A 12,872-nucleotide genomic window follows, 5' to 3' on the forward strand; every position below is an offset into this window, starting at 1 on the left:
GGGGCGAGAGTAACTAAGGCAACGCGTGCGGGGCCCCCGTCTGTCTCAGGCAACCTTCTTGAAGCGTCCGATCAGGGGTAGGATGCTTTGTGTGGCTATGGCGCGAATATCAGCAGCCGGATCAAACTTTGGATCCTTTGCCATGGCGCAAACTTCGTCAGTGACGAATGCGATCAATTGATAACGGCTCTTGTGTCCGGATTTCTGGTAAATGCTCCCGAGTTGAGATTTCACCGTAGCAAGCGCACATCCCCGCATTTCTGCGATCTCGTTGTTGGAGAAGCCTTTTACGACAAAGATGGCGATGTCTGCCTCGGCTTGTGACAAGCGCCACTCACGCGCGCAACGTGCGATTACTGTTTCTTTCGCAACCGGAGAGCCATCCGTGTCCTCGATGCGGTCCTGACGTTGTCGTTCAAGATATTTACGAAGCTGGGAGTAGCAGAAATATGCCACGACGGCCGTGAGGGCAGTGAACGCCGCAAACAGCCCTGACACGGTCGCTCCATTGGTCTGTGAAGTCGGTAGAAAAAGGCTAACCACGATCGCGGTTTTGAGGGCGGCGACGGCACAGACAGCGATCGTCACAGAAATCCAAAAACGAGCCATAACATTAACCTTTTATTCATACTTCTTCGGGGAAGAATCTTTCGAAGAAATGTGTCAAAAGTATGCTGAAAATAGCCTTATTGTCATTTTTTTGAGAACTATTCAGGGGGTTGAGCGGCACCGGACGGATGCCCGGTGCTGCGTGTTTGAGCTCGCCAACGGGATCTGCCTACTAGCGATACCTAGCTACTTCGTCCGCAAGTCTACGCGGCTGTTGCCGCCGTCGGCGTAGGCGTCAGGCGTAGTCGACCAGGAGTCCAGTTGTGGACATCTCCTTCTATGACGGCTTTTCGCAGACCGGACATGCGCCTCCTGCGTTCTGCCTCCGTCATGTCCAGAGCCCTCTTAATGGCGAGATCCATCGACCGATGCGAGAAGGGGTTCGCGATCACTGCGTCGCTCAACTCGACAGCCGCTCCAGCGAATTCCGACAAGACCAGCACACCGTCACCATCCAGCCGAGATGCCACGAACTCCTTGCAAACAAGGTTCATGCCGTCAGCCAGCGGTGTGATCCATGCGATATCTGCCGCGCGATAATAGGAAATCAATTCCGCAAAGGGGATCGCACGAGAAATCAGCACGATGGGCTGCCAATCCAACGTGCCGAACCGTCCGTTTATGCGTCCCGCGGTCTGCTCAAGATCATTCTGGATCTCTTCATAAGCGCGCATGTCTTTGTTGGCAGGCACGGAGACGTGCATCAATCGGATGTTGCCCCTCAGTTCGGGGTTGTCTTGCAGCAAACGCTCGAGGCTCGTCAGCTGTTCGATCCCTCCCTTGGTATAGTCTGTCCGCCCCACCGACAAAATCAGCTTGGAAGCGCCAAGTTCGGAACGGATTTCAAGCGCCTTGCTAATCGCGGTTTCAGAGCCAACCTGTTCCTCGATATACGCGGTGTCGACACCCACTGGGGTGACGCTGATCGCGACTTCTCTGTCTTCAAACTTCACATAAGTTGGCAAGACTCGTTCTGTCAAAGCGGTGCCTTCGGCCACCCATTTTTCGGGAACCTTGTCGTGTTTCGACGGCTCTACGCCGAACAAACTGCGTGCAACGGAGACGAAGTTGGCCGCGTATCGTGGGATATGAAAGCCGATATCGTCACAGGCTAGCAGGCTCTTCACGATCTGTTTGCGCCAAGGCAAAAGATTGAAGATATCGGCAGATGGGAACGGGGTGTGATGGAAAAATGCAATACGCACGTCAGGCCTGAGATCGCGAAGATAGCCGGGAACAAGCCAGAGGTTGTAATCGTGCACCCAGACGAGAGCGCCGGGGCCCGCCTCGGCCGCTGCTGCTTCGGCGAAGCGCATGTTTACCGTCTGGAAATTTTCCCAATCCACCGGATCGTAATTGTACCGTTCCTTGAACGAATGCAGAATTGGCCAGAAAGCCTCCTTTGACGTCACATGGTAAAATTCACGCACCTGTTCGGGGGAAAGGGGCAGACGCGACACGGTATACTTCCCGTAATCGTCCTCGATATCCACGCGTTCCTCGAAGTCGGGGTTATCCGGGTCCTCAGCCAGCTTCCACGCGATCCAGGCTCCGTGATCCACCCCGCCGAAAAAGCTCTTGAGTGTCGGCACAATGCCGTTCGGGCTCTTGTTTTCGCGGAAAACCGTCTTGCCGTTGACTTCGACCTCCTCATAGGGCTGTCGATGATACACGATGACCATATCGGAGGACATTACGATACCTCTTTCTGTTTGGGAAACATCTGACCGGTCATGATCGCCTCTGCGATTCCGGCGACACCTACGGCGGTCGCAACGTGCACATGCTCCATGCCTTTCACCTTCTCAATGAGTGCCGGTTCAGAGCCACCGACTGCAACGGCAGGCACCCCAAGGCAAAGCATGGATAGATCGTTGAGCGTGTCACCGGCGACCAGGACGCAGCGGCTATCAATTCCCAAGTGGGACAACAGGCGCAGCAGCGACGGGCCCTTACTGACGCCCTTGGGGAGCACGTCCATATACCTGTTGTCGGATATCAGGGCGTCGAGGCCCAGCTCGGCCACAATGTCGAGAACGGCATCGTCGAACACCGACGGATCCATGTCGTAGCTCACGCGATAGCGAAACACCGTGGACTGGGCGCTCAACCCCTCGAACCGCTGTAGGGCGGCGTGGACACGAGCACCGGCGTTGCCCCACGCTTCTTCGATCTCACGTTCAAGCTCTGCAATTGGCGACACGAAATGATCGGTCGTCATCTCCGCAATTGTCGTTCCAACATCACCGATCACGTAATCAGGCCGTGGCACGCCGCGGTTCCTGGTAAGGTCGCGGATGAAGCCCGGATCCCGGCCTGTCACAAATATCAAGCCAACACGGTCGCGGTTCGCTTCGATCCAAGAATAGAACTTTCTCCGGTCTTCATCCGTGCCCCCGAGGAATGTACCATCAAGATCGGTTGCGAGGACCAGCGATTTCTGGTCGATTGAATGGCTATGGAAGGTTTCGTGACGGGTCATGAGATCCTTTCTGCAAGTGATGCAATATCTTCGTCTGACGCTGGATGCATGAACGCAACATCCATGGCGCGTGGTTCTGCTTCGATCGGTCGGGCCCATAGTTCCGCAAAGGCGCCGCCAAGTTCTGCCCCATCGTGAAGGATGGACCGGACGGTTTCACAAATTGGCATCGTGATACCCACACGACGGGCGAGATCCGTCACTGAAACAGCGTTTGCTTCACCCTCAACCACGACTGGCATGCCATCGAAACATTTCTCACGTTCGATGCCTTGGCCGAGTTGCTGGCCGAGGGCCATGTTACGGGATGTTGGGCTCGAGCAGGTCAATGACAGATCGCCGATGCCGGAGAGTCCGGTTACCGTTTCGCGGCGACCGCCAAGGGCTTCGGCTAGCGCCTTCATCTCGTCCAGTCCGCGGGTGATCAGAGCAGCGCGCGTGTTTTCGGCGAACCCGGCGCCCGTCATCATGCCGCAAGCGACCGCGATGACATTCTTGACCGCTCCGCCGATCTCGACACCGACTAGATCGTCGGAAACATATGCGCGGAAACTCTCATTGGTAAGCGACATCGCCAACCTGACCGCAGGACTCTCACCGGGCTTCAAGCGGTCCAAGTGGGAAAACGGAAAGGCGACTGTTGCTGCCGTCGGATGTCCCAGAGCCGTTTCGCGGGCGAATGTTGGGCCAGAGACGCAACCTACCGGTCGCGTATCCAATTCCTCATCCGCAACCTGTGTCATAAGCAGGCCCGTGCCGGATTCAATGCCCTTTGCACAAATCGCGACGGGAATTTGAGGGCCGGCGAAGTGAGAGACGATGCGCGCGACATCTCTGATGCTGGGCGATGGCACAACGATCAAGGCTGCTTCGGCCCCATCAAGAACCTGCGACATGTCCGTGTGACCGGTCAGGCTTGATGGCAGGAGCACGTCGGGCAAGTGCCTACTGTTCATCGAGCCGGCGTTGATCTCGTCTATGACGATTTGGTCTCTGCCCCAAATTCTGGTTTCGACTCCTGACTTCGCAAGGGTAGCGGCGAGCGCGGTGCCCCACGATCCGGCGCCTATGACAGCAACTTTCTCGTAACGTCGGGAACTGTTCGGATAGGACGTACCAGCGAGGGGCGCGTGTATCATATTCACCTCTGGGTTCAGTTTGGTCGCACCGAGTTGGTCGCGAATCCGACCTGTGCGGCGTGCTTAGAACGACAAGCAGTATGTACGACCGGTGTCGCAAATGTTCATTTCGTGTCGCAAACAGGTAATTCCAACCGTCGTATGTCAATGCTGCGTGTGCGAAAAGGTTCCGGTGGAAACTCAGATCTGGAAGGATAGGTGGCGAAAGAGCGCGTTTCGCCTAGGATTTGGGCGTCTTGCCGCGAAATTGTGCCGCCAAATGATCTGATAGCGACATTATTTTGTCGGTTTTTGACATTCTCTGCGGGTGCACTAAGGTCTCTGCAACGCAGCAATTATCAGTAGGAGAGTTTTCGTCATGACCAATACGGTCCGCACTGCCATATTTCCGGTCGCAGGGCTTGGGACTCGGTTCCTTCCTGCGACGAAAGCGACCCCGAAAGAGCTTTTGCCCGTCATCGATACACCGTTGATCCAGTATGCGATCGACGAAGCAAGAGAGGCGGGGATCGAGCGTATGATCTTTGTCAGTCATCCCTCGAAATCGGCCATCGAAAGGTATGTGATGGACGATGCAAAGCTGAGGGCTGACCTGCGCTCACGTGGCAAGACGGAAATTGCGGCCGAATTGGAAGACGCCGCGCTTTGCCCAAAGAACGACGACGTCATTTTCACTATGCAGAATGAGCCGCTCGGATTAGGTCATGCCGTGCTATGCGCGAAGGAATATGCTTTGGCTGGTCCGGTCGCCGTCATCTTGCCTGACGATTTGATCCTCGGAAAAGGCTGCATTGGTGAAATGATTGATGCCTATGCACAAGCCGGCGGGGGGCACTTGGTTGCGACGATGAAAGTGGCGCCCGAAGACGTTCAGAAATACGGCGTGCTTTCCGTCACCGAAGAGCTTGGGAATGTGTTGCGTGCCGACCGTATGGTTGAGAAACCGGAGCCTGCGGAGGCTCCGTCCCGTGATGCCGTGATCGGCCGATACGTGCTCGATGGGTCGATTTTTCAGGATCTGGAAACGCAGGCCCCTGGTGCGCTTGGTGAAATCCAACTGACCGACGCCATCGCAAAAGGAGCCGAAAGAGTCGGTCTGGCCGGATTGCGGTTCTCGGGCCAACGGTTCGACTGCGGTTCTAAGGCCGGGATGCTCAAAGCAACCTTGCACCTCGCGTCGCAGGATCCGGAATGCGGAGATGTCTTGGATGCCTATGTTAACGCAATGTCGCGCCCCGCTGCGGCCTAATGTAAGTCGGTCGACGGACACCGCGTCCGGATAAGTGGGATCCAAAGGCGGTCGCATCAGACGAATCTTCGCTGAGAAACCTGCTTCGCTTGTCGTTTTGAAGGAAATGGAAGTCATCGGTCATGGCAATTGGCCGATGACTTTCTATGACCGAAACTACCAAACGATCGGATGCGCTTCCCCGGTTCGCACATTGACCAATCCCTGCGGGGCCGCTGCGGATGGTGCGACGAGATTCCAATGCCAAGGAGAGCACGTCAGTGTTGCAAACGCCAAGCGCTCTGGAAAACCCGGGCTCCATCTCGGATGGAAGCTTGGCTCATACATCCAGTTGACGGCCTGTCCGGCGCGGTAGAGCGCTTGCATGTCTTCCGCCAATTCTTCAGCCGGACGAGCGGTCATCAAGCCTGCGATCTCATAGGCGACCGTAGCTACGACATCTCCCTTGTGAACGAGGACCCAGCCTCCGTATTGTTGAGCGCAGGCATTGACGGCGGTCGCCATTGCGGCATCCGAGGAGCCAACGCACCAGATATTGTGTTTGTCGTGCGCCATGGAGCAGCAGAGAGCCGTGTCGGGGTCGCTTGGTCCGCAACCTTTCCAGAACATGCGTGAGACGTCGCCGGCGCCGGAGAACCGGTCAACTATCGCGAATTTGGTAATCGATTGATCGGTATCGCGCTGAACCAGCCCATCCGAAACCGGCAATTCGCAAGTCAGGAATTCCTCGGTCCAATGGAATGGGCGCAAGACTGCGGCTTGCATGGTTGCCCTGTCAGGACTCGCGGCAATCTGAAAGTCCGCTTGGCTCAATTCGCGTCCGATCCGAATGGTATCCCGAGCCCACTTGGGCCAATCTATTTGCGGTATGTCAGCGATGTAGTTTGTGCCGCTGGAAACCTGCCGGCCATCCGCCCAAACCTCGGCAATCGAAAAGCTATCGACATCATCGAGTAATACGATGTCGGCAAAGCGGCCGGGCGAGACGCTTCCGACCCACTGTGTCACGCGCATATGCCTTGCCGGGTTAATCGTCACGAGTTGGATCGCGGTTTCGGGAGACAACCCCGCATCGATCGCCATTCGTACATTGCGGTCTGTGGCACCGGACTCAAGGACCTCGGACGCAGGGCGGTCGTCGGTTGCCAAGGCAACCTGGCTCCAGTCGGTGAGACCACGCTCGATCAGGCCGGCGATAATCTCCGGCCCCGTATGAATACGGATTTCGAGGAATAGGCCAGCCTGCAGTTTGGCAAAGGCTTCCTCGGCGGTCCAAGCTTCATGGTCCGACGCAAGACCAGCGGCGGCAAACGCATTAATGCCCGGCAGATCACGGATCCCGGCGCCGTGTCCCTCGACCACGCCTCTGGAATTCCAAGTTGCTTCAATCATCGACCACAATCGCTCGTGAGCTGGATTCCTTGGATCAGCAACCGCGGGCCAGTCCATGACTTCGTCTAGTCCCGCAACCAGCGGGCTTTCAGCCATGAACCGACTTTGATCATTACCGTCGAGCCACGCCCCGTGTTCCCATGCGGTCGGTGGCACCGCTGAGCCGGGCAATGGAAATATCTTTAACGGTGAGCCTTTTCGACGCGGGGCAAGCCAGAAATCAAGGGTTCGCCCCGGCAAGACATTTGACAATTCATGGCTCGCTTCGCAGGTCCAGGTATTGCCATGGGGTACGACAAGTGCAGCTTCGTATTCCGGGGTAACGTGGCTGGATTCGATGTGTTTGTGCACTTCACCAAGTCCTGGCACGGCCGCAAGACCCGGACGCTCTATGATCTCGCGGGCGATTCCCGCAAAGCTCCCCCTCGGGCCGACGTGGGCTATGCGACCGTCCTTGATCGCGATTTCGACGTCTTCGCGCCACAACCCGCTGTTTGTGTCGAGCAGGCGGGCAGGGCGCAAAAGGAGATCGGCTTCGGTCTGACCTAGCGCGACAGCGATGAGGCTCTGACGCAGCGCGACTTCGTATTTGGCGGAGAACTCCTCGGTCATTCGGTTGCTCCTTTCGGCGGGAGGATGGGGGTCCGGATTGCGCCCAGTACCGGTATGTTGCGAACGTGATCCCGCCAGCCTTCACCTTGGAGCATCGCGGCGCCGATAGAGGACGGTGACACATTCACGAGGTCCAGAAGGCTCAGAACAGATGCCATCGAGCTTCCGGAGGACAGAACGTCATCAATGACAGCAACTCGCCCTTTCAGGAGAGGCCGCATACGTGGATCGATATATAACCGTTTTCCGCCTCCGGGCGTGGTAATTGATTTCAAGGGGACTGACAGGGCTTCGTCGTACCAGAATTTGCGTGATGTCCCGAGAGGAACGAGCCGGCTGTGGCCCAGCCTTCGTGCTACTCCCTCGGCGACAGGGAGACCAAGTGTCGGCACGCCGATGATGACATCCGGTCTATAGTCATTTAGCGATGACGCGAGCACATCGCATAGCATGTCGAGCACGACGAAACTTGCTTGGTTCACGATGAGCGACGCGACCCTGCGGCCATTGTCGAGCGTGCGGATTGGAAGCAGCAACTGGCTTTTACCCAAAGCGGCGGCAAACGTCTCGCCATCGTGTTGGACACCGGGTTCCAGATCGGTATGCAAGGTTTGCCAGACATCAAGTCTCATATCGCTCCCCCTTGGTGGTTTGAATTCGGTGAGATAACTTTGGTCAAGATAAAAGCGGAGTGCGCCAGATGGATGCCAACGTCCTCGAAAATCTCACGAATTTGCGCAGGGACCTGCATCAGCATCCCGAACTGGGCTTTGAAGAGACCAGAACATCCGAGATCGTCGCACGTCGGCTTGTCGATGCCGGGTTTGATGTGACCAAGGGATTGGGCGGCACAGGAGTGGTGGGCACCTTGCGCAAGGGGAGCGGCAACCGCGCCATCCTTTTGCGTGCCGACATGGATGCCTTGGCCATGCATGAAGAAACCGGGCTGCAGTATGCATCGACCGTATCGGGCAAGATGCATGCCTGTGGCCACGACGGGCACACGACTATGTTGCTCGGCGCCGCTGAACAACTGGCGAACCAACCATTTTCGGGAGTCGTTCATCTGGTTTTTCAGCCCGCAGAGGAGGGCCGTGGTGGTGCGGCGGCCATGATCACGGACGGCTTCTTTGACCGGTTTCCGGTAGATGCCGCTTACGGATTGCACAACATGCCGGGGCTGGCTCTTGGTGAAATCGCTGCCGTGGAGGGGCCGCAACTTGCGTCTTCGGATCATTGGCATGTCACTTTCAAGGGCATCGGCAGCCATGGTGCCAAGCCGCATCAGGGGCGAGATGCCGTTACTGCATCTGCAGTATTCCTGACACAGGTTCATACGATCGTCGCTCGAGAAGTCGACCCATTGGAACCAGCGGTCGTATCTGCCTGTGCGCTGGGCGCGGGCGATTTTGCGGCGCTCAATGTCATCCCGGAAACCGTGAAAATCGGTGGAACCGCGCGTGCATACTGCGCGCCGGTGCGTGATCAACTGGAAGCGGCCATTGGTCGGCACGCAAAAGGTGTGGCGGAAAGCTTTGGAATTGAAGTCGACTACGATTTTACTCGTCGAATCCCTCCGGTGGTCAATGCCAAAGTGCCGACCGCAATCGCTCAGAAAGCTGTCAGATCGGCCTTGGGCGACGAAGCCTTGCACACGACATTTCCGCCTTCGACAGCCGGGGACGACTTCGCCGAATTCGGAGCCCGCGTTCCCGGAGCCTATGTCTGGTTGGGAATGGGGCCGGCACGACATAACGGGCAACACCACGGGACGGGCTATGATTTCAACGATGCCTGTATTCCGCATGGTGTGGCCTTTTGGTGCGCCGTCGTGGCGGAAGAATTGGGCTGACTAAAGCGACAACCCTCGCCGAAGTTCGTCCCGCAACGAGGAGGCGTCGAGCTTCATCGCTACCTTGATTTCATTTGGTCCTGCTTCAAGCGCGCCGGTCAATCGGTCGACGGAGAGAAGTCGAGTTTCGACCTCGAAGAGCTCCGGTCTGGAGTAGTATAGCGGGACGCATGGGTCGTGCAGCGGCCGGCTCTTCTGGCTCGTTGACGCGTCGAAATACGCTTCAATCAACGCCGCTGTGGCGGCCGCCGCTGGCCGATCAGCGACGCGCAATGCTGCGACATAATCTGCATCCGCACGGATTTGGCGCGTCGCGTCCAGCGGTATCAGGGTCAGATCAAGGCCGGCAGAAAGAACGATGTCGGCGGCATGGGCATCATGCGCCAAGTTGAATTCTGCGCGCGCCCCGGCATTTCCGGGCTCGTCCAACGCGCCGCCCATAGCAATTACACGCCCGAGACGTTTGGCACAGTCAGGGGCCATGTCGATAAGCTGGGCGAGGTTTGTCAGCGGGCCGAGGCAAAAGAGTGTGATTGCGCCCGGCTCATGGGTGTTGACCAAGTCGATCATCGCGTCAACTGCACCGATCGTGCTTGATGGGGTTGCCGGTTCCGGAAACGCAACGCCCCCGAGGCCGTCGTCTCCATGAATACCGATCTCTGGTTTTGCGTCGCCGTGCAATGGAGCATCTGCGCCTGCATGAATGGGCAAATCGCGTCCAGCGACAGCCAGAACTCGCGCGGCGTTTCCGGTCGTGACGGAAAGGCCGAGGTTTCCTGCCACGGTGGTGATGGCGACGATGTCCTGACCAGACCTGAGCGCATAGAGCAGAGCAATCGCATCATCTATGCCAGGATCGGTATCAATGATTATTGTCATTTCGCGATCGCTTCCAGAATACGCACCCAGCTTCGCATTCCACCGTGAAAGCTGGACAGATCGTATTTCTCGTTCGGGCTGTGAATGCGATTGTCAAACCGCGCAAAGCCGACAAGTAGTGCATCGACACCCAAGTGCTCCTTCAGAGCTCCGATGATCGGGATTGATCCTCCGGTGCCACAAGTTGTCGACTGCCCCCATTCAGCTTCCAGAGCTTGCAGTGTCGGTCCAAGATACGGGTTCGAGGCGTCCATAGCCCACGCCGGGGATAGACCGTGATCCGAGAATTCGACAGAACAATCAGCAGGTATTCGATTGCGAACGAAGGCCTGGAAGCTTTCGCGGACTAGGACAGGATCCTGTCCCGCCGCCAATCGGAAAGATAGCTTGGCATGCGCCTCACAGGGGATCACGGTCTTGAATCCTGGGGCGGTATAGCCTCCCCATATGCCATGGATTTCGCAGGATGGCCGCGCCCAGACTTGTGCCAACACAGACTGGTCGGCTTCACCTGCCGGTACAGACAAGCCGACGTTGGACAGAAACCCCGCCTCGTCGAAGGCAAGGTTTCCCCAACTGGCTGGGGGCGGCACGACGCCATCATAGAAGCCCGGTAGCGAGACACCGCCATCGTCGGATCTCAGCGCTGCCAAGACATCGGCGAGGACGGCGAGTGCATTCGCTGCAGCATTGCCGAACATTCCCGAATGCAAATCCCGGTCGCCGGCCCGAATGGTCAGCTCTTGTCCGACGAGCCCGCGAAACATCGTCGTAACCGCGGGCGTATCCCGATCCCACATATCTGTATCGCAGACGAGGATTACGTCACACGTCAGGTCTTTGGCCGCCTTGGCCAGAAAACCGGGAAGCGACCGAGAACCGCTCTCCTCCTCGCCCTCGAACAGAAAGCTCACTCTTAGGGGGAGAGCCCCCTCCGTCTCTATGATAGCGCGACAGGCTTCGACAAAAGTCATCAAAGCGCCCTTGTCGTCAGATGCGCCGCGACCGGTGATGTGTTTGTCGTCGCCAGCGTCGCGCAGTGTCGGTTCAAACGGATCTGTTACCCACAAGTCGAGCGGGTCTGGCGGCTGAACGTCGTAGTGGCCATAGAACAGGACATGCGGTGCATCCTGAGGGCCGGGCAAATGGCCCGTGACCATGGGATGCCCTGTGGTGGCATGAACTTGCGCGTCGGCTCCCATGTCTCGTAGCGTCTGGGCCAACCAATCAGCGGCCTTCCGAACATCCGCGGCGTGGTCGGGATCAGTCGAAACCGACGGGATACGAATGAATTCGAACAGGCGCTCCAGTCGTTGGTCCAGTGTGGAGTCGATGTGATCAAGTGTGCTTTGGGTCATCGAGCGGCCTCGTCAATAATTCGGATCTGTCGGGAAAAGCGCCCGGCGATTTGCAGTGCGTCGGCCAGCGTCTTGTCTGTGTCGAGCGTTTGTACTTCGCGATCCTGCATGAGCCAGCGCCCCGCAACCATCGTGCCCACGACATCGGTTGGAATCGCCGCAAACACCAGCATCGACCAAATGTCGTAAATCGGGTGCAGGCGTGGATCGGCCATGGAAACGCGGATGAGGTCAGCCTGCTTTCCAATCTCGATCGAACCGATCAGGTGACCGAGCCCAATAACTTCAGCCGCTTCAATTGTGGCCATGCGCACGACGTCTTGGCAGGGGAGGGCGCCTCGCGTCCCGGCCGCTATTTTCTGGAACATCGTGGCAGGCGCCATCTGCGCAAAGAGGTCCAGCGTGTTGCCGGACATCGGTCCATCCGTTGCCAAACCGACGGCGATGTTTCGCTTTCGCATGGTCAGAACCGGTGCGATGCCTCGACCAGCCTTACCATTTGAGCGCGCATTATGTGCCACGCCGACATCTCGTTCGGCGATCAGGTCCAAATCGGATTCTGTCGGATACATGACGTGGGCTGCGATCAGCGTCGGCCGAAGCAGCCCGGTTTTGTCAGCGAGTTCGACCGTGGTGCAACCGTGCTCCTTTTGTGCCCAGGCAATCTCGTCGCGGGTTTCGGCAAGATGCATCTGAACCGGCAAACCCGTTCTATCCGCCCACTCCGCAACGCGGGACATGACCTCTGGGCCGGTCGAATACGGAGCATGAGGTGCGGCAGACGCAACGATGAGAGGATGATCGGCAAACTTCTCGGTCAGTGCATCAAGCCTTGCAAAGCCCTCATCCATCGTCGAATGATCCGGCGCCGCGAAATTCGCCAGTGTCTGCCCGACGATCCCGCGCAGTCCGCTTTCATGAAGAACATCGCCGACCCGATCCTCGAAATAATACATGTCGGCAATGGTGGTGACCCCGGCTCTAATGGATTCGAGTGCGCCCAACCGAGTGCCGATTTCGACCGCATTCGCGTCCACCAATGCCCGCTCGAGCGGGAGAATATACCGAAACAACCGATCGTCGACGTCCTCGCCAAGTCCACGGAAGAGGGTCATCGGCAAATGGCAATGGGAGTTGACCATACCCGGCATAACGAGATCGCCACCCATGTCTTCATGGTCGGCATCTGCATACTCAGCCGGCGGCTCGCCAATGCCCATCGCTTCGATTTGGTCGCCGTCGATTGCGATCCAGCCATTCTCGACGTCTTGCATCGCCGCATCCATCGGGAGGATACGTG

The 12,872-nt window shown here is 57.6% G+C and carries 11 protein-coding genes; 2 read left to right on the forward strand and 9 right to left on the reverse strand.

The features are described from left to right. Window positions 1-45: 45 nt before the first annotated feature. From LOM8899_RS15305 to LOM8899_RS15320, 4 genes are all read right to left on the reverse strand, one after another. A complete protein-coding gene (locus LOM8899_RS15305; protein ID WP_093993117.1) occupies window positions 46-609 on the reverse strand; it encodes a helix-turn-helix transcriptional regulator in 564 nt (187 codons plus the stop codon). 203 nt (window positions 610-812) lie between these two features. Continuing rightward, window positions 813-2,303, reverse strand: coding sequence for a glucosylglycerol-phosphate synthase (gene ggpS / locus LOM8899_RS15310; RefSeq protein WP_093993118.1), 1,491 nt, complete (start codon window positions 2,301-2,303; stop codon window positions 813-815). Beyond that, window positions 2,303-3,091 carry an HAD-IIB family hydrolase gene (locus LOM8899_RS15315; protein WP_093993119.1) on the reverse strand — a complete coding sequence of 263 codons (789 nt, stop codon included), beginning with the start codon at window positions 3,089-3,091 and terminating at the stop codon, window positions 2,303-2,305. Before LOM8899_RS15315 ends, ggpS begins: the two co-directional genes overlap by 1 nt. Then, window positions 3,088-4,230, reverse strand: a complete 1,143-nt coding sequence (locus LOM8899_RS15320; RefSeq protein WP_093993120.1) for an NAD(P)H-dependent glycerol-3-phosphate dehydrogenase — start codon at window positions 4,228-4,230, stop codon at window positions 3,088-3,090. Before LOM8899_RS15320 ends, LOM8899_RS15315 begins: the two co-directional genes overlap by 4 nt. A gap of 358 nt (window positions 4,231-4,588) precedes the next feature. Here LOM8899_RS15320 and LOM8899_RS15325 point away from each other — a divergent pair, with 358 nt between their 5' ends. Further along, window positions 4,589-5,479 carry a UTP--glucose-1-phosphate uridylyltransferase gene (locus LOM8899_RS15325; protein WP_093993121.1) on the forward strand — a complete coding sequence of 297 codons (891 nt, stop codon included), beginning with the start codon at window positions 4,589-4,591 and terminating at the stop codon, window positions 5,477-5,479. 156 nt (window positions 5,480-5,635) lie between these two features. Here the strand turns inward: LOM8899_RS15325 and LOM8899_RS15330 are convergent, their stop codons facing one another. Both LOM8899_RS15330 and LOM8899_RS15335 read right to left on the reverse strand, forming a co-directional pair. Next, complete coding sequence (locus tag LOM8899_RS15330) at window positions 5,636-7,483, reverse strand: adenine deaminase (protein WP_093993122.1); 1,848 nt, start codon at window positions 7,481-7,483, stop codon at window positions 5,636-5,638. Next, the gene (locus tag LOM8899_RS15335; protein ID WP_093993123.1) at window positions 7,480-8,115 is read right to left on the reverse strand and encodes a phosphoribosyltransferase; all 636 of its coding nucleotides are present in this window, start codon (window positions 8,113-8,115) and stop codon (window positions 7,480-7,482) included. The genes LOM8899_RS15330 and LOM8899_RS15335 overlap by 4 nt, the downstream gene beginning before the upstream one ends. 68 nt (window positions 8,116-8,183) lie before the next feature. On the opposite strand from LOM8899_RS15335, the gene LOM8899_RS15340 reads away from it, so the two are divergent. After that, window positions 8,184-9,335, forward strand: a complete 1,152-nt coding sequence (locus LOM8899_RS15340) for an amidohydrolase (protein ID WP_093993124.1) — start codon at window positions 8,184-8,186, stop codon at window positions 9,333-9,335. Here LOM8899_RS15340 and LOM8899_RS15345 read toward each other — a convergent pair whose 3' ends face one another. The 3 genes from LOM8899_RS15345 to LOM8899_RS15355 are packed head-to-tail and all read right to left on the reverse strand — an operon-like array spanning window position 9,336 to window position 12,858. Next, the gene (locus LOM8899_RS15345) at window positions 9,336-10,214 is read right to left on the reverse strand and encodes a nucleoside hydrolase (RefSeq protein ID WP_093993125.1); all 879 of its coding nucleotides are present in this window, start codon (window positions 10,212-10,214) and stop codon (window positions 9,336-9,338) included. Further along, window positions 10,211-11,572: a M20/M25/M40 family metallo-hydrolase gene (locus LOM8899_RS15350; RefSeq protein ID WP_093993126.1), complete on the reverse strand. Its 1,362-nt coding sequence runs from the start codon at window positions 11,570-11,572 to the stop codon at window positions 10,211-10,213. Before LOM8899_RS15350 ends, LOM8899_RS15345 begins: the two co-directional genes overlap by 4 nt. After that, entirely contained in the window at window positions 11,569-12,858 is a 1,290-nt protein-coding gene (locus tag LOM8899_RS15355; protein WP_245820567.1) for an amidohydrolase family protein, read from the reverse strand. Before LOM8899_RS15355 ends, LOM8899_RS15350 begins: the two co-directional genes overlap by 4 nt. Between the last annotated feature and the right edge of the window lie 14 nt (window positions 12,859-12,872).

The sequence above is a fragment of the Flavimaricola marinus genome (assembly GCF_900184895.1).
Lineage (GTDB): Bacteria > Pseudomonadota > Alphaproteobacteria > Rhodobacterales > Rhodobacteraceae > Flavimaricola > Flavimaricola marinus.